The sequence below is a fragment of the Thioclava dalianensis genome, from assembly GCF_000715505.1.
GTDB classification, from domain to species: Bacteria; Pseudomonadota; Alphaproteobacteria; order Rhodobacterales; family Rhodobacteraceae; genus Thioclava; species Thioclava dalianensis.
Genome location: NZ_JHEH01000037.1, coordinates 1 through 18,138, shown reverse-complemented (window position 1 = coordinate 18,138; position 18,138 = coordinate 1). Strand labels below are relative to the sequence as shown.

Annotated in this window: 16 protein-coding genes; 12 read left to right on the top strand and 4 right to left on the bottom strand. The window is 64.1% G+C overall.

Annotation, left to right across the window (positions count from 1 at the left end):
- The first annotated feature begins 68 nt into the window (after nucleotides 1–68).
- The 10 genes from DL1_RS17865 (at nucleotide 69) to DL1_RS17820 (ending at nucleotide 13,916) form a co-directional block, all read left to right on the top strand.
- Nucleotides 69–284 (top strand): MbtH family NRPS accessory protein, encoded by a 216-nt coding sequence (locus DL1_RS17865; RefSeq protein ID WP_038068858.1) that lies wholly within the window; start codon nucleotides 69–71, stop codon nucleotides 282–284.
- On the top strand, nucleotides 281–4,165 hold the full coding sequence (locus tag DL1_RS17860; protein ID WP_051693662.1) for an amino acid adenylation domain-containing protein: 3,885 nt from the start codon (nucleotides 281–283) through the stop codon (nucleotides 4,163–4,165). The genes DL1_RS17865 and DL1_RS17860 overlap by 4 nt, the downstream gene beginning before the upstream one ends.
- Nucleotides 4,166–4,334: 169 nt before the next feature.
- Nucleotides 4,335–6,470: a TonB-dependent siderophore receptor gene (locus DL1_RS17855; protein ID WP_162178771.1), complete on the top strand. Its 2,136-nt coding sequence runs from the start codon at nucleotides 4,335–4,337 to the stop codon at nucleotides 6,468–6,470.
- Between the two features lie 68 nt (nucleotides 6,471–6,538).
- Complete coding sequence (locus tag DL1_RS17850; protein ID WP_051693661.1) at nucleotides 6,539–7,525, top strand: FecCD family ABC transporter permease; 987 nt, start codon at nucleotides 6,539–6,541, stop codon at nucleotides 7,523–7,525.
- A complete protein-coding gene (locus tag DL1_RS17845) occupies nucleotides 7,522–8,514 on the top strand; it encodes an iron ABC transporter permease (RefSeq protein WP_038068854.1) in 993 nt (330 codons plus the stop codon). Before DL1_RS17850 ends, DL1_RS17845 begins: the two co-directional genes overlap by 4 nt.
- Nucleotides 8,505–9,275 carry an ABC transporter ATP-binding protein gene (locus tag DL1_RS17840; protein WP_038068852.1) on the top strand — a complete coding sequence of 257 codons (771 nt, stop codon included), beginning with the start codon at nucleotides 8,505–8,507 and terminating at the stop codon, nucleotides 9,273–9,275. The genes DL1_RS17845 and DL1_RS17840 overlap by 10 nt, the downstream gene beginning before the upstream one ends.
- A 12-nt stretch (nucleotides 9,276–9,287) precedes the next feature.
- Complete coding sequence (locus DL1_RS17835; protein ID WP_038068850.1) at nucleotides 9,288–10,238, top strand: ABC transporter substrate-binding protein; 951 nt, start codon at nucleotides 9,288–9,290, stop codon at nucleotides 10,236–10,238.
- 225 nt (nucleotides 10,239–10,463) lie between these two features.
- On the top strand, nucleotides 10,464–11,597 hold the full coding sequence (locus DL1_RS17830; protein ID WP_038068884.1) for an aminotransferase class V-fold PLP-dependent enzyme: 1,134 nt from the start codon (nucleotides 10,464–10,466) through the stop codon (nucleotides 11,595–11,597).
- A 126-nt stretch (nucleotides 11,598–11,723) separates the two neighbouring features.
- Nucleotides 11,724–12,929 carry an acyl-CoA dehydrogenase family protein gene (locus DL1_RS17825; protein ID WP_081856396.1) on the top strand — a complete coding sequence of 402 codons (1,206 nt, stop codon included), beginning with the start codon at nucleotides 11,724–11,726 and terminating at the stop codon, nucleotides 12,927–12,929.
- Between the two features lie 75 nt (nucleotides 12,930–13,004).
- Nucleotides 13,005–13,916: a LysR family transcriptional regulator gene (locus DL1_RS17820; RefSeq protein WP_051693660.1), complete on the top strand. Its 912-nt coding sequence runs from the start codon at nucleotides 13,005–13,007 to the stop codon at nucleotides 13,914–13,916.
- A 21-nt stretch (nucleotides 13,917–13,937) separates the two neighbouring features.
- Here the strand turns inward: DL1_RS17820 and DL1_RS17815 are convergent, their stop codons facing one another.
- Nucleotides 13,938–14,684 (bottom strand): tryptophan 2,3-dioxygenase family protein, encoded by a 747-nt coding sequence (locus DL1_RS17815; RefSeq protein ID WP_038068849.1) that lies wholly within the window; start codon nucleotides 14,682–14,684, stop codon nucleotides 13,938–13,940.
- Nucleotides 14,685–14,813: 129 nt separating this feature from the next.
- On the opposite strand from DL1_RS17815, the gene DL1_RS17810 reads away from it, so the two are divergent.
- Entirely contained in the window at nucleotides 14,814–15,275 is a 462-nt protein-coding gene (locus tag DL1_RS17810) for an Lrp/AsnC family transcriptional regulator (RefSeq protein WP_038068848.1), read from the top strand.
- 48 nt (nucleotides 15,276–15,323) lie between these two features.
- Here the strand turns inward: DL1_RS17810 and DL1_RS17805 are convergent, their stop codons facing one another.
- From DL1_RS17805 to pobA, 3 genes are all read right to left on the bottom strand, one after another.
- Entirely contained in the window at nucleotides 15,324–15,518 is a 195-nt protein-coding gene (locus DL1_RS17805; protein WP_143081764.1) for a hypothetical protein, read from the bottom strand.
- 139 nt (nucleotides 15,519–15,657) lie between these two features.
- The gene (locus DL1_RS17800) at nucleotides 15,658–16,494 is read right to left on the bottom strand and encodes a 3-oxoadipate:acetyl-CoA acetyltransferase (RefSeq protein ID WP_038068846.1); all 837 of its coding nucleotides are present in this window, start codon (nucleotides 16,492–16,494) and stop codon (nucleotides 15,658–15,660) included.
- Nucleotides 16,495–16,593: 99 nt separating this feature from the next.
- Nucleotides 16,594–17,763 (bottom strand): 4-hydroxybenzoate 3-monooxygenase, encoded by a 1,170-nt coding sequence (pobA, locus tag DL1_RS17795; protein ID WP_038068845.1) that lies wholly within the window; start codon nucleotides 17,761–17,763, stop codon nucleotides 16,594–16,596.
- Between the two features lie 89 nt (nucleotides 17,764–17,852).
- On the opposite strand from pobA, the gene DL1_RS17790 reads away from it, so the two are divergent.
- A partial coding sequence (locus DL1_RS17790; RefSeq protein WP_038068844.1) for a LysR family transcriptional regulator occupies nucleotides 17,853–18,138 on the top strand: 286 nt, incomplete at its 3' end.

Sequence of the window (18,138 nt, the reverse complement as noted above, 5' to 3'; positions counted from 1 at the left end):
AGACGACCGCCAGTGCCCGCCCTGCGGAGGCGCAAGCTTGCAACCCCTCAGGATCGAAGGGAAAGACCATGATGTCCCCGCTCTCTCCACGCTCATTCGGACAGCCGCTCTGGCATATCTTGCGCAATCACGAAGGGCGCTTTGCCCTTGCCCGCCATCACCATCCGGTGCCGCGCGGCTGGCAGAGCGTGAGCGCGGCAATGCCCCATGAGGCGGCGCTTGAGGATCTGCGGCTGCGTTGGAGCGATATGCGCCCCCTTTCGCTGCAAGAGGTGCAGCCATGAGCAAGGATCTGACCTTCGAAATGGCCTCTTCCGCACGGGCACTCACACCCGTCGAGCGCCGGATTTTTGCCCATGCGCAGGTGGGCGAGCTCGCACCCTTCGCACCCGAAACGCTGGTGCTGAGCTTCGATCCGCAGTGGCGGGCGGGGCTTGCCGAGGCGCTGATGCAGGTCTTGCAAAGCCATCCGCTCTTTCTGACACGTCTCGAGATACAGGGCGGCGGCGAGGTGCTGCGCCATCGCGATGGCCAGACCTTGCCGGAAGAGCGCGGGTCGGCGGAGATGTCGCAGGTCGTGGCGCAGATCGCGGCAATCTTCCCCGATCTGGACCGCGCGCCCGTGCGTGTCCTTTTGTGGGACAGGGCGGATGGCGGGCGGATCCTCGCGATCTGCGCCCATCCGTTATGCGCCGATGATGCGGTTTTCGGATCGGTCGAGGCCGCGCTCTGGGAGGCGCTGAACGCGGGCCTGTCCGATGGTTCGCATGGGATGGCTCCGCTTGACCGGGGTAAGCTGGATCTGGGCGAGCGCCGCCGCCGTCTCTCGACATGGAAGGCGTTGATGGAAAGCTATCCGGTGGCGCGTCTGCCCGCCGTGCCGCACGCGCCGGGATCGGTCACACGTCTCGAAGCGCGGGAGCGTCTGAGTCTCCCGTCCTTCGCACAGCTCGATGACGGTGCGCGGGAGGCAGCGCTGGCCAGCGCACTTGCCGTCGTGCTTGGGCGCTCTGGCGGATATGGAGGCGCGCCGGAATTGCGCTTTGCTCTCGGGCAGGACGCGGGAGGAGCTACCGAACGTCAGGGCCTGATCTTGCCGCTGTGCCTCGTGCCCGATCCGCAGGCAGGATTCGGGCGCGCCCGCGACGATTGCGCTGTGCGGATCACTGAGGCGCGGGCCCATTCATTGCCGGCTGAACTGCTTGAGCAGGAGGTGCTTGCGCGCGAAGGTGCGGAGCCGCGTCCGCTCGGGGCGGTCTCCCTTCATGTCCGCAAGGCGCGCCCCCTGCCAGAGGGCGTCACCCGCGCGGCCCGCCCTTGGCCCCCCTTGGCCGAAGAGGTGGTGATCGTGGCCGAGACGGGCGCGGCGGGGCTGGTGCTTGCGGCCAATGCCGATGCGCAGCGCCACAGCCCGGCCCAGATCGCCGCTTTGCTGTGCCATATCGGGCGGGTGCTCGAAACCGGGCTTGCATCCCCCGAGGCGCCCCTTGCGCGCATTCCGCTGCTTTCGCCGGAGGAGTTGCAGGCGCTTTCGGCCCCCTATCCCGACGAGGGTCCGATTGATCCGCGCGCAACCCATGAGATCATCGCCTCACAGGCCCGGCTCACCCCGGACAAGATCGCGATCATCTGCGGCGCGACGCGGCTGACCCATGCCGAGCTGGAGGGTCAGGCCAATGCGTTGGCCCACCGGCTCGTGGCGCTTGGAGTGGGGCCAGAGGTGCCGGTGGCCATCGCCATCGAACGCGGGGCCGAGGCGATCGTTGCGATTCTGGCCGTGATGAAGGCGGGCGGGGCTTATATCCCGCTCGAGCCCGACCATCCTGCAAGCCGCAACCATCATATTCTGCGTGATGCGGGCGTGCGCGTTGTGCTGACGCGACGCGCCTATTGCGCGCGCCTGCCCGAGGGGCTCGGGGCATCGGTGCTTTGTCTTGAGGAGGCGACCGATCCGCCGCGCATGGATGCGCCCGACGTGACCATTCATCCCGATCAACTCGCTTATATCATGTATACTTCGGGCTCCACGGGAAAGCCCAAAGGCGTCGCGGTCGAGCATCAGCCGCTGTCGCAGCACAATCAGACCACCGCGCGGGTCTATGAGATGAGCGCGGAGAGTCGCGAGCTGCCCTTCTTGCCGTTTTCCTCCGATGGCGGGCATGAGCGATGGATGGTGCCGCTGATGATGGGCGGCTCGGTGGTGATCCCCGATGGGCCGCTCTGGACGCCCGAGCAGACGCTCGATGCGATGCGCCGCCACGGCTGCAACAATGCCTCCATCCCCACGACCTATCTCCAGCAACTGGCCGAATGGGCTGAGGAGACGGGCAATACGCCGCCCATGCGGCTCTATTCGTTCGGCGGCGAGGGGCTGGCGCAATCGACTTTCGATCTGCTGTCGCGCGCGCTCAAGGCCAAAACCCTGATCAACGGCTATGGCCCGACCGAGACGATCATGACGCCGATGGTCTGGAAAGTGCCTGCGGGCACGCGCTTTGAGGGGACCTATGCGCCTCTGGGGCGGGCTGTCGGCGACCGGCGGGCCTATGTGCTGGACGCCGAGATGATGCCCTGCCCCGTGGGAGTGGTGGGCGAGATCTATCTGGGCGGCACGGGGGTCGCGCGTGGCTATGTCGGCAAGCCTGATGTGACGGCGGATCGCTTTGTGCCCGATCCCTTCGGCCCGGATCTCGACGGGCGCGAAGGTGGGCGGCTCTACCGCACGGGAGATCTCGGGCGCTGGCGCGAAGAGGGGACAATCGACTTTCTGGGCCGCGTCGATCTGCAGGTGAAGATCAATGGCTACCGGATCGAGCCCGGAGAGATCGAGGCCGCCCTTTTGGCCGAGCCGGAGGTGTCCGAGGCACTGGTGCTTCTGCGCGAGGAGAACGGTGCCAAGCGGCTCGTGGCCTATGTGACAGGCCCGGATGTCGGGCTAGAGGTGGAAGAGCGGCTGGCATCCGCGCTGGCCGCCAAGCTGCCTGCGCATATGTTGCCCGAGGCGGTGATGGCGCTTGCGCGGATGCCCACCAACCCGAATGCCAAGCTCGACCGATCCGCCCTGCCGCTTCCCAAAGCGCGGGGGCGTCGGGTGCTCAGGGTCGCCCCCGAGGGCGCGGCCGAGGCGCGGCTTTTGCCGCTCTGGCGCGATCTTCTGGGCCAACCCGATATGGGCGTGACCGATGATTTCTTTGCGATGGGGGGCAAGTCGCTTCTGGCGCTGAAGGCACTGGCTGCGATGCGCAGGCTCTGGCCCGAGACGGCGCTGACAATCGCTGATCTCTTCGATGCGCCCACCGTGCGCGCGATCACCGCGCGGATTGGCGGCAATGAGACGGGGCGACGGGCGATTGCGCTCAGGGCCGAGGGGACGCGGCCGCGGCTATACTGTTTCCCGGGGCTGCTGGTCTCGACGCGCGAATATCTGCGCCTGACCGATTATCTCGGGCCCGATCAGCCGGTGACGGGGTTCCTGTGTCAGTCGCTCAACGAGGAGAAACGGCTCAATGTCTCGGTCGAGGAGGTCGTGACCGAGTATGCCGAGCATATCCGTGCCGAGGCCAAGGGGGCGCCCGTCGCGTTTCTTGGCTGGTCCTGGGGCGGGCTACTGGCTTGGGAGGCGGCGCGCCAGCTTGCAGGTGAGGTCGATCTGCGGCTCATCGGCATGGTCGATGTCTGTGATCTGGGGTCGGAATTTACCCCCGGTTTGGCGCCGCAATTCGCGCCGGGCGAGCGCGCATGCCTTGAGGCCGATCTGGCCGCTTGGCTTGCGCGGACGCGGATGCGACCGCAATGGGAGCAACTGATCGGTGCGATGGACGCGGAGTGCTTTGCACAGTTCCTGCGGTTTATCGGCAACGAGACGGAGCCACTTCCCTGCGATGGGCCAGAGATTTCGAGCCGCGAGCACACGTTTTGGGTGCTGATCGACAATGCGCTCGTTTTCCGCAGGCACCGTCAGCAGCCGCTCGACGTGCCGGTGGCGTCTTTCAGCGCGGGCGACAGTCTCAGCCGTGGGCTCAACCTTCTGGACTGGCGCAGGCTCTCGCCGCAGGCCAGCGCCGCCGAGGTGATCCATGGCACCAACCATCTGCGCATCATCGGTGAGAGCGCCTTCCATGCGCGGCTCAAGACGCGGCTTGATCTTGCGTTCGAAGGGCTATGATCCGCGCCCCGGCCGGACAGCCCCAAGCCAGTCCGGCCCATGGCGTTCGCGGGTGGTTGACATGCCCGTGAGCGCAGCTATGGTCCGCGCCAACCTAGGCTGTCCCCAGGCGAGCGCTGACCTCCTTGTCAGCTTCAGCGCATCTGCGCTCTTGCCTTTGGACATTCGTATGACGTTACCACTCCATCATCCTTCCCGCTCTTCCCTGGTGCTTTTCTGTCTGCTGGCCAGCCCTCTTCAAGCCTTTGCGCAGGAGGGCGAGAACGGCGATATCTATGTTCTGCCGCCGATCATCGTGCGCGAGAAACTCGCCTATTCGGGGGCGATCACCGGCTATCTGGCGCCTGCGACCGAAACGGGTGTGAAATCCGGTGTGCCGCTTTCGGAGGTGCCGCAATCCATCACCGTTGTCACCTCGACCGAGCTGGAGGATCGCAAGCCGCGTCAGATCGAGGATGCGATTGCCTATTCGGCGGGGGTCGATGCCTCGACATGGGGCACGGATGACCGCTACGACCAGTTCGCGATCCGCGGTTTCGATATGGGGCCATCGGCGCTCTATCGCGACGGGCTGCCGCAAAAGGCCTTGAGCTTCTCGGGCTTTATTTCCGATCCCTATATGATCGAACGGATCGATGTGCTGCGCGGACCTGCGGGTGTGCTCTATGGCTCGAATGATGCGGGAGGTATGGTCAATCTGGTCACCAAGCGCCCTGTCTTCGGACCGTTGGCGCAGCTGGAGGCCAGCTACAACAGCAATAACACGGGTACCCTGGGGTTCGATCTGGGCAATGTGCTCAACAAAAGCGGCACGCTGGCAGGGCGGCTGACCGGGCTTGTGCGCGACGGCGAGACCGATGTGAAGGCGTCCGAGAACGACCGTCAGTTTATCGCCGGATCGCTGACATGGGCGCCGACGGATGCCACCTCGCTGACCGTTCTGGGCCATGTGCAGCATGACAATCTGACGCCCATCATCATGGGGCCGGTGAATGGGCAAGATATCGAGCCTGCCTGGGGTCGCCTGCCCGAGAATTGGCTTTTGCACGAACCCGACTACAACTCGATGAAGACCACCCAGCAATCAATCGGCTGGGATTTCACCCATGATTTCGGCAATGGTTTGCGCTTTAACAACCGTCTGCGCTACGCGCATCAGAATACGAACTACCGCCAGCTCGATCTGTCCTATGCTGCACAGGAAGGGGTCTATTACTACCCGTTTCACAATGTCGAGGAAGCCCGCACGCTCGGCTTCGATAGCAATTTCGAGTATAAATCCACGCTTTTCGGCGCTGAAAACAGCCTGACGGTTGGAGCGGATTACCAGCTCAGCCGGTATCATGTGACCCAATATCTCGACGATAGCAGCTATCTTATCTCCTATGATGATCCGAGCTTCGATTTCGATGTGACGGAACCTGCGCTCTCATCGGTGACGAAGGCGCGTTACGAGGAAAGCGGGCTCTATCTGCAAGACCATATGAAATTCGATCAGGGAACGGCGCTGACCATCGGGTTGCGCCACAGCTGGTTCGAGACCCGCCAGACCGATCTGCTGACCGGTACAACCGACACGCAGAAAAATCAGGCTACGACCTTCATGCTGGGTGTGACGCAGGAATTGGCCAATGGTCTGACCCCCTATGCCAGCTATACTGAGGGCTTCACCCAGAACGTCGGCAAGACCATCACCGGCGCCGCGCTCGACCCGTCGAAAAGCCGTCAGGTTGAGCTGGGCCTGCGCTATGCACCGAGCGCCGATCTCCTGCTGAGCGGCGCGATCTTCGATCTGCGCAAAACCAATGTGAAGGATTACGATACCTCCGATCCGACTTGGTCCAGCTTCTCGCAAGCGGGCGAGATCCGCTCGCGGGGGATCGAGCTGGAGGCACGGGGCCGTTTGACCGAGACCCTGCAAGGCGTGGCGAGCTATAGCTATCTCGACACCAAGATCACCAAGAACGATGACGCAAGCCTCATCGGCAACGAGAACGCGATGGCGCCGCATCACCAGATCTCGGTCTGGCTTGATCAGGATCTCTCGCCTTGGGTCGCGGGGCTCTCGGCGGGGGCAGGCGTGCGGTTTGTCTCGTCCTCCTATTCGACGCAGGCCAATCTTCGCAAAACGCCCAGTCATACGCTGGTCGACCTTTCGCTGCATTACGATGCCAAGCCGTTCTCGGTTGATTTCGGTGTGACCAACCTCTTCGACCGCGACTATTATGGCGTGTGTTATGACGCGTATGGTTGCGCGCTCGGTGAAGGGCGCGTCGCCACCCTGACGCTCAGCCGGAGCTTCTGACCGGTCATTGCGCAATACCCCTCGCCAGCCAGCCGCCTGCTAAGGGGTTTTTCCGAACGGATCTTGTTATGCGCTCTGTCGCTTCTGTCTTTCTTGCCCTCGGCGCGGCATGTCTGGTGGTCATTCTGTCGCTGGCCCTCGGCGCGCGGATTATTCCGCCTGCCGAGGTCTGGCGCGCGCTGACAGACTTCGACCCGACACGTCCGGCGGATCTGGTCGTGCATGGGCTGCGCCTTGGTCGCACGCTTACGGGGCTTTTGACAGGGGCGGCGCTCGCGGTCGCGGGGCTTGTGATGCAGCAGATCAGCCGCAATCCGCTGGCCGATCCGGGACTTTTGGGGGTCAATGGCGGGGCGGCGCTGGCTGTGGTGCTCTGCCTTTGGAGCGGGCTGGTGAGCACACCGGTGACACTGGGGATTGCCGCGATGATCGGGGCGGCACTGGCGGCGCTTGTGGTCTTCGCGCTCGGGGGCGGGGCGCTTTCCGACCGTGCATCGATCCTGCGGCTGACTCTCGCAGGCGTGGCCGTCTCCGCGCTCTGCCTGTCGCTCGTATCGGCGGTTGTCCTGCTCGATCAGGGCACGCGCGATCAGTTTCGCTTTTGGACAATTGGCGCGCTTGGGGGCTACGAACCCGAGAGGCTCCGCTGGCTTTGGCCCCCTGTGGTGCTGGGGCTTGGGATCGCGCTCCTGCTCTCGCGCCGCCTTGATGCGCTGGCGCTTGGCACAGAGACCGCGCGGGCGGTGGGGGTGCGGGCGGCGCCGGTCATGGGCTTGTCGCTTCTGGCGGTGGCGCTTCTGGCGGGCGCGTCGGTCGCCTTGATCGGGCCTGTCGGTTTTATCGGGCTCATCGTGCCGCATCTGGTGCGCCGGGTCGCAGGGCCTTCGGTCATGGCAGGCGTGCTGTTGGCCATCCCGCTCGGGGGCGCGGTCCTCTTGGGCTGCGACACGCTCGGTCGGGTGCTGATCCGGCCTGCCGAGATCCAGACCGGGCTGATCCTCGCGCTCGCGGGTGGTCCTTGTTTTCTGCTTTTGATCGGGAGGCTTGCGCGATGAGAGACAAGTTTGCCCTGCTGCTTTTGCTTCTGGTGCTCGGGGGGATCGACCTCTCGCTCGGGCGGTTCCAGTTTTCGCCGGTCGCGCTCTGGGAGATCCTGTGGCAGGGGCCCGCCGGGGAGATGTGGGTGCTGGTCGTCGATCTGCGTCTGCCGCGCGTGATGCTGGCGGTGGGGGCGGGGCTGGCGCTCGGGCTTTCGGGGGCGCTGTGCCAGTCGCTGTTCCGAAATCCGCTGGCCGCGCCCGAGATGCTGGGCGTAACGGCAGGCGCATCCCTCGGGGCAGTGCTTGTGATCTTGGCCGGAGCGCAAGGGCTGGCGGTGACGCTCGGGGCCGGTCTAGGCGCGCTTGGGGCCACGGCGGCGCTCATCGCCCTCGCGGGGGCGGCGGCCGGTGTGAACCGTCTGATCCTGACGGGTGTCGGTGTGTCGCTGTCCTTGGGCGGGCTGAGCGGTCTGCTGATCGCGCAGGCCGACGACCGGCTCGCAGGAGATGCGATCCTTTGGATGACGGGCTCGCTCAATGGCAGCTATTGGGGCCGGACAGCACTTGTCTGGGTCATCGTCCTCCCGCTCTGGCTCTGTGCCGAAGCGGGGCGGCGCAGCCTTCTCCGGCTCGAACTGGGCGATGATCTGGCGCGCTCGCTGGGGCTCGGCGTGCGCCGGGCCCGCATGTGGCTGCTGCTGGTGGCGGCTTGCTCTGTCGCAGCGGCGGTGGCCGTGGTCGGGCCTGTAGGCTTTGTCGGGCTGATGGCCGCCCCCTTTGCACGTGCCCTGGCGCAAATCTTGGAGACGCAGCGCACAGGGCCTGATCTGGCGGGCGCGGCCTTTGCGGGGGCCGTGATTATGGTCATCGCCGATCTGATGGTTCTCGGAGTGGCCCCCTATGCGCTGATGCCAATCGGTGTGTTTACGGGCGTTCTGGGGGCGCCGCTGCTCCTGGCGCTGGTCCTGCGCGGCGCAAGAAAAGAGGTCGGGGTATGGGGTTGAGGGCGGATAATCTCTCGGTCAACTACGAGATGCAGCGGGTCTTGAAGGGCGTGGATGTCGTTCTGCCAAAGGGCAGGGTGACCGCAGTGATCGGGCCAAATGGCTGCGGCAAGTCGACATTCTTGCGCGCGCTCGGGGGCCTGTTGCGGCCCGAGCGCGGGCGGGTCAGCCTTGATGGGGAGGATCTGGCGGCCCTGTCTCCGGCGCATCTTGCGCGGCGGTTGGGCCTGTTGCCGCAAGCACCGCTTGCGCCCGAGGGGCTGCGCGTGGGCGAATTGGTCGCGCGCGGGCGGCTGCCGTGGCTGCGACGGTTTCGCCCGTTATCGGTCACGGATCATCAAGCGATCACCCGCGCGATGGTCGCGACCGATATCGAGGCCCTGCGCGAGCGGCCCGTCGAGGCGCTCTCGGGCGGGCAGCGCCAGCGGGTCTGGATCGCGATGGTGCTGGCGCAGGATACGGGCTGGCAGCTCTTTGATGAACCCACGACATGGCTCGATCTTCGCCATCAGCTTGAGGTGCTGCGGCTCGTTCAGCGCCTCAACCGTTGCGAGGGGCGCTCTGTCGTCATGAGTCTGCATGATATCTCGCTCGCGGCCCGCTTCGCAGATCATATCGTCGCCCTGCGCGATGGCAGGTTGGTGGCCGAAGGGCCGCCCGCCGACGTGATCACACCTGAGGGTCTTTTGCGGATTTTCGATCTTGAGGCGGATGTCATGACCGATCCGCATCATGGTACGCCGCTGGTCCTGCCCCGCTGAACGGAGAGGCATATGATCCGATTGCTCGTCTTTTGTCTCGCGCTGGCGAACTGTGCGCTTCAGGCGCATGCGGGGAGCTTTCCGCGCGATGTGACCCATCGGTTAGGGGTGACCCGTATCCCCGCCGCGCCAGAGCGGATCGTCACGATCGGCTATCACGAGCAGGATTTTCTCTACGCATTGGGAATTGCGCCAGTGGGCGTGCATGAATGGTTTGGAAACAAGCCCTATGCGAGCTGGGTTTGGGCGGACGGTCCGCGCGCGGCTTTGGGAGGGCGCCCTGCCGTGCAATATGGATATGAGGTCGATATCGAATGGGTCTATGCCCAGAAACCCGATCTGATTATCGCGAGCTTCTATAACCTCAGCCCGTCGCTTTATCATGCGCTCTCGCAGATCGCACCGGTGGTGACGGGGCCGGCGGGTGAGGGTGTCTGGAGCGTCCCGTGGCAAGACGAGCTGCGCCTGATTGCCCGCGCGACCGCAACCGAGGACCGCGCCGAAGCCGTGATCACGCGCATCGAGCGCCAGATCGCGCGGATCGCCGCCGCCCATCCCGAGTTTCGCGGGCGCGAGGTCACCACGGGGTATTATGCGTCCGACCATTTCGTGGGCTATGACGGGCACTCGGGGGCGAACGCGCTCCTGGCACAATTGGGCTTCCGTCAGCCGCCTATCTTCAACCAGCTCGCGGGGGCAAACGGGCAGTTTTCGGTAAGTCGCGAACGGATCGATCTTTTCGACAGGGCGGCGGTGCTCTGGCTTGTGGACCCGCAGACAGCCGGGGCGATCCGTCATATGCCGCTTTACAAGGCGACGCGGCTCGCGCGGCAGGGGCGCTCAATCTGGGCCGATCCGGATCTGGCGGCGGCACTTTCCTTCATGACCCCGCTCTCAATCCCCTATGCGCTTGAGCGGCTCGAACCGCTTCTGCGCCACGCGCTCGCAAATTCTGAAGGATAGCGCGTTGTGACAGAGCGCCACCGTTTGCACTGCAGCAGCACCTTTCACGACAAACCGCGCCGCACGGCGAGGTGACGTCGACCCAGCGGCCGACCCCACCCCAAAGCGCAAAACGCATTGCAAAAATTGCGTATCTTTGTATCACTTCGCCCGATCACGAGGCCCCGCGTGAGGCGATGCAGGCGCGCGATCTTTTGCGGAATGACAGAAGGCTGGGTGACGCGCATGAGTGGATATTTCCTCTATCATTCCATCGGGATGTTTCCGCAAAAACAAGAGCGCATCTCAGAAGCCTTGGGCGCGTTTGCGGCCAGCTGGGGCAGCATTGACGACGCGCAATGGGGCTACGCTCTGGGCAAACAGGCGGAGTTCCTCGAAGACTGGCGCGCGCTGCTTAACGCCCGTCCCGGCAGTATCGCGCAGGTGGAAAGCGTGACGGCGGCGCTCTATCAGGTGCTGCGTGGTCTGCCCGAGAGCACCGTGCGGGGCGGCAAAGTTCTGATCGCGGCGGATTGCTTCCCGTCGCTCCATTTCCTGCTGGCCGAGCTGGTGGCGCGCATGGGCGGCACGCTGGTGACCGTTGCGCCCGCGCCCGGCGAGGCTTGGGTGAGCGATGCGCGCATGGTGCAGCATTGGGATCGCGACGTGCGCGTGGCGATCCTGACTTGGGTGACCTCGACCAGTTCGCACCGCTCGGATGTGGCGCGGCTTGTGGCGCATGGCCATGAGATGGGGACGATCTGCGGTGTCGATGTGACCCAAGGCATCGGTATCCTGCCCTATGACGTCACGCAGGTTGGCGCGGATTTCACCATCGGGTCGTCGCTCAAATGGCTGTGCGGCGTGAGCGGGGCGGCGGTGATCCATAGCTCCGAGGCGCTGATGGGCCGCTGCTTGCCCGAATTGCGCGGCTGGTTCAGCCAGACCAACCCGTTCAACTGGGATCTCGATGCCTTCGCCTTCGCGCCCGATGCCCGAAAATTTGGCAATGGGACGCCCTCGGTGCTGCCCGCGATCGGCTCGCTCCCGGGGCTGAGTTTCGTGCGCGAGACCGGGGTCGCGGCGCTCTCGCGCGACAATGCGGGGAAGGTGGCCCAGCTGGCCGAATGGGTGATGGGATCTGCGCTGCGGCTGGTCTCGTCGCCGCGTGCCGAGCAGCGGGGCGGGGGGCTGATGGTCGAGCTGCCCGAGACGCTGGAGGGCGCTGCTGTGGTCGAGACGCTGAAGGCGCAGGCGCTTTATGCGGATGTGCGCGGCCAGATCTTGCGCCTGTCGCCGGGCATCATCACGACACGGGAGTCGATCACCCGGCTTACCGAAAGCTTGGCGGGGCTTTTGGGGCAAAAGACCGAGGTCTGAGGCGGCGCTTTCAAACGCCGCGCCGCACCAGATTACTTCTGCGAATGCAGAAGATTATGATAATGAATTTGAGTTATGACATGTCTGCGGCTCTGATGGTGCGATCAGATCCAACCGGAGCCGCAGATGAACAAGCCTTTTCCCCCGTCGCCCGAACGCATCTCTGCCGCGCGGCTGAGCGAAGCTGAGTTCTCGCAGCTCACCGAGACCGTCGAGTTTGAGACATTGCTGGCCGAAATCGCCGCGCGCCAAGGCGAGATCGAGCAGGGCCGTCATGTGCCGCGCGACATCGTGGAGCTGATGAAGGCCGCCCGGATCTTTCGGTCCGCAACGCCCAAGCGCTTTGGCGGGGATGCGATGGCGCCGCATCATTTCCTCAAGATGGTCGACAAGATCGGCACGGTGGACGGCAGCGCGGCATGGGTCGCGGCGTTTGGTTCGGCCAACACCTATACGGCGGCGCTTTCGCTGGAGGCGCAGGAGATCATCTATGCCGACGGTCCCGATCAGGTCTTAGCAGGCGGGCTTCATCCGGTGCAAGAGGCCACGCGGGTGGAGGGCGGCTACAAGGTTTCGGGACGCTGGAAATTTGCGTCGGGCTGCAAGGGCGCGGATTGGATCGGCGTCGGTATCGCGGGCGCGCCGGACGGCGATGCCGGCGGGCCGCCGCGCGTGATGATGGCGGTGGCGCCTGCCTCCGAGGTCGAAATCATCGACTGCTGGGACGTGTCTGGCATGCAGGGCACCGGGAGCCACGACACCGCCGTCTCGAACAAATTCTATGCCGATATCTGGATCTGCGAACGCGGTGCGCCGGGCCTGTTTGACGAGCCGCTCTACCGCTATCCCGCGATGGCGTATCAAGCGCAGGTCCATGCGGCCTGCAATCTCGGGCTGGCGCGGGCGGCGATTGAGCAGGCCAAATCGGTCTCGGGGGCGGCCAAGATCACCGCCGGTCATGCGCGGCTCTGCGACCGGGGCTATTTCCTGTCGGCAATAGGCGAATGCGAGGCCGATCTGCGCAGCGCGCGGGCGTTCTTCTACGAGGCGGCAGAGGGTGCGTGGGACAGTTTGCTGCGCGGTGATCCGGTCTCGCCGGACCAAAACAACCTGATGCGCCTGAGTGCGGCGCAGGCCGCTAAGGTTGGGGCGGCGGTGGTCCAGCGCTGCTATACGGTTGCGGGTATGGGGGTGATCGCCAAGTCCAACCCGATGCAGCGCTACCTGCGCGATGCGATGGTGGTGACGCAGCATGTCGCGGTGAATGAGATGAATTTCGAGCATGCAGGCCGCGTCCTGAGCGGGCTCGACGCGCCGCGCGGCTATCCCTGAGACAGGTGCAATGGGCGCGCGGATTTTCAGATGTCGCTTCTGGCCGAAATAGAGCATCCTCGGCGGATGACGCCCATGCATCCCTCCCGCTTCGATCTCAACCTCGTCAAAGTGTTTCTGGCGATCTGGGACACGCGCAGCCTCACCGATGCCGGTTTGCGGTTAGGTCTCACCCAACCCGCCGTCAGCCACGCTTTGCGCAGGCTGCGTGAGCAGCTCTCGGACCCGCTGTTTCAGCGCGTGGGCAATCAGATGGAGCCGACCGAGACCGCGACCAACCTGCGCGTGCCCTTCGAGACCGCGCTGTCGCTGCTCGAGCAGACGCTTCAGGGCGCGCAGGTTTTCGATCCCGCGCAAAGCACGCGCGGCTTCAAGATCGCGATGACCGATAGCGGCGAGTTCTTTGCGATGCCGCGTATCCTGGCCCTGCTTGAGGCGGAGGCGCCAAACGCCACTCTGTCATCCGTTCGGCTCGATCCGGCCGAGACAGAAATCGCGCTGCGCTCGGGGCAGGCGGATCTTGCGATTGGCTATCTGCCGCAGCTGGAGGCGTCGCGCTGTCACGGGCGCTTGCTGCTGCGCGACCGAATGATCTGCCTGATGCGCGAAGGGCATCCGGCGCGGGCAGGGGACTGGACGACCGAGGCTTTCGCGCGGCTCGCTTTCGTCGATGTCAGCCGGGCTGCGACCGGCTATCAGATGGCGCGCGGGCTGATCGAAGAGGCGGGGCTTGGCATTGTCACCCGTGCCCGGCTGGAGCATTTCACCATCGTGCCCGAGGTGGTGCTGCAGACCAATTACGTCGCGATCTTTCCGCATTCGATCTTCACCCGGCTTGCGGGACGCGGCGGGTTTCACGCCCGCGATCTGCCCTTCGATCTGCCATCCTACGAGATCAAACTCTGGGCCCATGACAGCTTTGCCGCCGACCCGGCGCTTGGCTGGCTCGGCGACCGGATTGTCACGGCGCTGCGGGAACCGGCGTGACTCAGGCCTGCTAAACGCCGTTCAGGCTGGGGTCTTGTCGTGAATGGTCTCGCGGACCACGCCATAGCTGCCGCCCCAGGCATCGGTCATCTCGCAGCGCACATCCCACAGCTCCGGGAAGAAACGATGCCGCGCGCCCGTTTCGAGCAGTTCCACCGGGCGTCCCTTGAGCGATTTCGACCCCATCCCGATTGAGCGGTGAATGAGGTAGAGGTGATTGGCACGGAATTTCTGGAACAGCTCGTCATATTCCAGCAGCGCTTCGGCGGCGACATAGCTGTCGCCATGGTCGTATTTGTCGTTATAGACGTTTTGCACCGTCAGCCCCTTGGCGTCGAGATAGGTGGCCTTGTAGGCGCTCCACAGATCGCCGGGCATGCGCAGCAGCGTGGCAAAACCGGGGCTTTCCTGACCCGACCCGTTGCCAAGCTGCAGCCGGACCTCTTGATATTCGCGCGGTGACATCGTCTCGAGCACGTCGAGCTGCGCGGTCATCAGGCGCATCAGCCAATGCACCCGGCCCATCAGCGTCACCACGCGATGCGTGTTGCCCGCTTCAAGATAGCCCATCACATCGACAAGCGTATAGGCCATCAGCTTCATCCAAAGCTCTTCGACCTGATGGACGATCTGGAATTGCAACTCATCGGCATTACACATCTCGCCCAGCGGCTTTTGGCAATCGAGCAGCTTCTCGACATTCAGATAGACGCCGTAATCCAGCATCTTCGGGGTCTCGATCATGGCGTGATACGCGGCGCGGTTCATCTATCGGGCTCCTATTTCGCAGGTTGCCCTGATCGTCCCGCATTTTTGGCGGATCATTGTTCCCTAAGCCCTCTGTTTCCGGGTATTCTAGAAATGAAATGCGAGATTTTGCCGAAGATCGGAGAACGAATGGATCTAGTCGATATCGATTTGCTGCGGCGGTTGGAGGAGAATGCCCGGCTGTCCTTCGCCGAGTTGGCCGAGCAGATGCAGATGACGAAGACGCCGGTCTGGAAACGGGTGAAGGCGCTGGAAAGCAGCGGCGCTATTCAGGGCTACCGGACGCGGCTCGATCCCAAGGTGTTGGGCTTCGAGCTGGAGGCGATGATCGAGGTCACGCTGAGCTTCGATGCGGCGGAGGCGTTCGAGCGCGCGGTGCTGCGTCACCCGGCGATCTTGCGGTGTCACGCGACGACCGGGGAATATGACTATCTGTTGCATGTTCTGGCGCGCGACATGACCGAAATGGACGATCTGATCCGCTATGATGTGGCGCGCTTTCCGGGCGTGACGCGCACGCGCAGCTCCGTCGTGACGCGGGCGATCAAGCGCGAACAGAGCCTTGCCGAGCTGATGCGCGCGCGCCGCTGATCGGGGTATCTGTCGCGGGCGGGCGTTTTGGCGGGGCTATCCTGCCGCTCAGCGCTGAGTGAGCGCGAACTCTTCTTGCAGGGCGGCGTGCAACGCGTCGCCTGTTACGCCGTCGGCGTGAAGCTGGTTGAAGCGGCGCGCCATCCGCAGGCCATCTTCGAGCCCTTCAAACAGGGTACGCAGGCTCGCCAGCGGCTTGAAGCTCAGGCCGGTGCGGGGGGCGTGGAGGGAAATCATACGCATTGTCTCGCGTCCTAATCGGGTCTGCTGTCCCGATTGAAGCTAGGCAATGCTGCGTTGCAGCGCCACCGACAATAGCAGAACCCCGCCATGCGCTCAGCGAAGGGAGCGCGCCGGGGCAGGGGCGCTCCTCGCCGCCGCGTCAGGCCGAAACCGACGCCAGTCCGAGGATCTCGCGCGCCTGCTGCCAGCTTGCAACCGGGCGCTCGTATGTCTCGCAAAGCTGGACGGCCCGTCGCACGAGGGCCGCGTTGGAGGGCGCGAGCGTGTCCCGGTCGAGGCGCACATTATCCTCCAGCCCGGTGCGCGTGTGGCCGCCCTTGGCGATGGCCCATTCGTTGAGCTGAAGCTGCGCCGCGCCAATCCCTGCCGCGCACCATTGCGCATCCGGTGCGAGGCGCTTGAGCGTTTCGATGTAGAAATCGAGGATCGGCTCATCGGCAGGCATGGCATTTTTCACGCCCATCACGAATTGCACGTAAAGCGGGCCGGTCAGCCGCTTGTCCTGAGCCATCCGCGTGGCTTGAACAATATGGCTCAGATCGAAGGCTTCGATCTCGGGCTTCACATTGTATCGCTGCATCTCCGAGGCCAGCCAGTCCACAAGATCGGGGCTGTTTTCGTAAACGCGCGTCGGGAAATTGTTCGAGCCCACAGAGAGCGAGGCCATATCGGGCGCAAGCGGCAGCATGCCGCCGCGATCTTTGCCCGCGCCAGAGCGCCCACCGGTCGAGAGCTGCACGATCATTCCGGGGCAGTGCTTTTCGATCCCCGCCTTGAGCGCTGCAAACCGCTCGGGGTCCGAGGTCGGCTTGCCCGCATCGTCGCGCACATGGCAATGAGCGATGCTGGCACCGGCCTCAAAGGCTTCCTGCGTGCTCTCGATCTGCTCAGTGATCGTGATCGGCACGGCGGGGTTGTTCTCTTTGGTGGGCAGTGAGCCCGTGATGGCCACACAGATAATGCAGGGCTGTGTCATTGAGGGGTTCCATCTCCAAAAAGGGTTGTTCCGCAAGGCCTTGCGCGATTGCGCGCGATGATAGGCGCGGCTTTGGGCGGGATCAAGGCGCGCGGGCGCTTAGTAGGGCAGGCCCACATAGTTTTCCGCCATTGCCTTTTGCGCGGCTTCGTTCGAGCGCAGGAAGGCCAGCTCTGCCACCTGCATCTTGATGTCGAACTCCGACTGATCGGGGTAGCGGTGCAGAAGGGAAGAGAACCACCAGCTAAAGCGCTCCGCTTTCCAGACCCGGGCCAGCGCCTTGGTCGAATAGCTCTCGATCCCGGCCTTTGAGCCTGTGCCGTAAAACTCGCGGAGCGCATGGTAGAGGTAATAGACATCCGAGGCGGCGGTGTTGAGCCCTTTGGCCCCGGTCGGAGGCACGATATGCGCCGCGTCCCCGCACAGGAACAGGCGACCGTATTGCATCGGCTCGGTGACGAAAGAGCGCAGCGGCGCGATGGATTTCTCGATTGAGGGGCCGGTGACCAGTTCCTTGACGAAATCCGAAGGGATCCGGCGCTTGAGTTCCATCCAGAAGGCGTCATCCGTCCAGTCCTCGGGTTTGTCCGAAAGCGAGCACTGGATGTAATAGCGGCTGAGATTGGCGTTGCGCATCGAGCACAGCGCAAAGCCGCGCGGCGAATTGGCGTAGATCAGCTCGTGATGGACGGGCGGCGTCTCGCTGAGGATGCCCAGCCAGCCAAAGGGGTAGACCTTCTCGAATTCGCGCCGCTTGCTGAGCGGGATCGCCTGACGGCTGACACCGTGGAAACCGTCGCAGCCGGCGATATAGTCGCAATCGATGCGGCGGCGTTCATCGCCGACCCGGTAGGTGACATAGGGCGCGTCGCTGTCGGCATCATGGATCTGCACGTCCTCGACATTGAACTCAATCGCGCCGCCCGCCTTCTCGCGCGCCGCATAAAGATCGCGGGTCACCTCGGTCTGGCCGTAAACCATCACCTTATGGCCGGTCAGCGCCTCGAAATCGATGCGGAAACGCTCATCGCCGTAGCTGATCATCGTACCGTCATGGGGCAGGCCCTCGGCGTCGATGCGATCCGAGACACCCGCCTCGCGCATCATCTCGTGCAGGCCATGTTCCAGCACGCCCGCGCGGATCCGCCCCAGAACGTAATCCTTGGTTTTGCGCTCCAGCACGATGCTCTCGATGCCGCGCGTATGCAGCAATTGCGATAGCAGCAATCCCGACGGGCCACCGCCGATGATGACAATTTGCGTTTTCATGACGTCCTCCGTTGCGGAAATAGTTGCCGCTCGCATAGGGAAAGTAAAATGATATAAATGCCTCATTGGTTTCCAAAATGGGCAAGTAAATGGACCGCCGGATCAAGTTTCGCCATCTCGACGCGTTTATCGCGACTGCGCGGGCCAAGCGGCTCAAGAAAGCCGCCCAGCAGATCAATCTCAGCCAGCCCGCGATTTCCAAGACGCTCAAGGAACTGGAGGATATTCTGGGGGTGACGCTGATGACTCGCGACCGGGCAGGCGTGCAGCTGACGCCCGAGGGGCGGGTGTTCTTGCAATATGCCGAGCAAAGCAGCAACGCCCTGCGCCAGGGACTCAGCAGCCGGTATTGTCAGGTTAATTCCCTCTGCCCCC

Bases quoted from the DNA above. Each gene is read 5' to 3' on its own strand.
- DL1_RS17865 (WP_038068858.1), top strand. From the start codon at position 69: ATGATGTCCCCGCTCTCTCCACGCTCATTCGGACAGCCGCTCTGGCAT.
- DL1_RS17860 (WP_051693662.1), top strand. From the start codon at position 281: ATGAGCAAGGATCTGACCTTCGAAATGGCCTCTTCCGCACGGGCACTC.
- DL1_RS17855 (WP_162178771.1), top strand. From the start codon at position 4,335: ATGACGTTACCACTCCATCATCCTTCCCGCTCTTCCCTGGTGCTTTTC.
- DL1_RS17850 (WP_051693661.1), top strand. From the start codon at position 6,539: ATGCGCTCTGTCGCTTCTGTCTTTCTTGCCCTCGGCGCGGCATGTCTG.
- DL1_RS17845 (WP_038068854.1), top strand. From the start codon at position 7,522: ATGAGAGACAAGTTTGCCCTGCTGCTTTTGCTTCTGGTGCTCGGGGGG.
- DL1_RS17840 (WP_038068852.1), top strand. From the start codon at position 8,505: ATGGGGTTGAGGGCGGATAATCTCTCGGTCAACTACGAGATGCAGCGG.
- DL1_RS17835 (WP_038068850.1), top strand. From the start codon at position 9,288: ATGATCCGATTGCTCGTCTTTTGTCTCGCGCTGGCGAACTGTGCGCTT.
- DL1_RS17830 (WP_038068884.1), top strand. From the start codon at position 10,464: ATGAGTGGATATTTCCTCTATCATTCCATCGGGATGTTTCCGCAAAAA.
- DL1_RS17825 (WP_081856396.1), top strand. From the start codon at position 11,724: ATGAACAAGCCTTTTCCCCCGTCGCCCGAACGCATCTCTGCCGCGCGG.
- DL1_RS17820 (WP_051693660.1), top strand. From the start codon at position 13,005: ATGCATCCCTCCCGCTTCGATCTCAACCTCGTCAAAGTGTTTCTGGCG.
- DL1_RS17815 (WP_038068849.1), bottom strand. From the start codon at position 14,684: ATGAACCGCGCCGCGTATCACGCCATGATCGAGACCCCGAAGATGCTG.
- DL1_RS17810 (WP_038068848.1), top strand. From the start codon at position 14,814: ATGGATCTAGTCGATATCGATTTGCTGCGGCGGTTGGAGGAGAATGCC.
- DL1_RS17805 (WP_143081764.1), bottom strand. From the start codon at position 15,518: ATGCGTATGATTTCCCTCCACGCCCCCCGCACCGGCCTGAGCTTCAAG.
- DL1_RS17800 (WP_038068846.1), bottom strand. From the start codon at position 16,494: ATGACACAGCCCTGCATTATCTGTGTGGCCATCACGGGCTCACTGCCC.
- pobA (WP_038068845.1), bottom strand. From the start codon at position 17,763: ATGAAAACGCAAATTGTCATCATCGGCGGTGGCCCGTCGGGATTGCTG.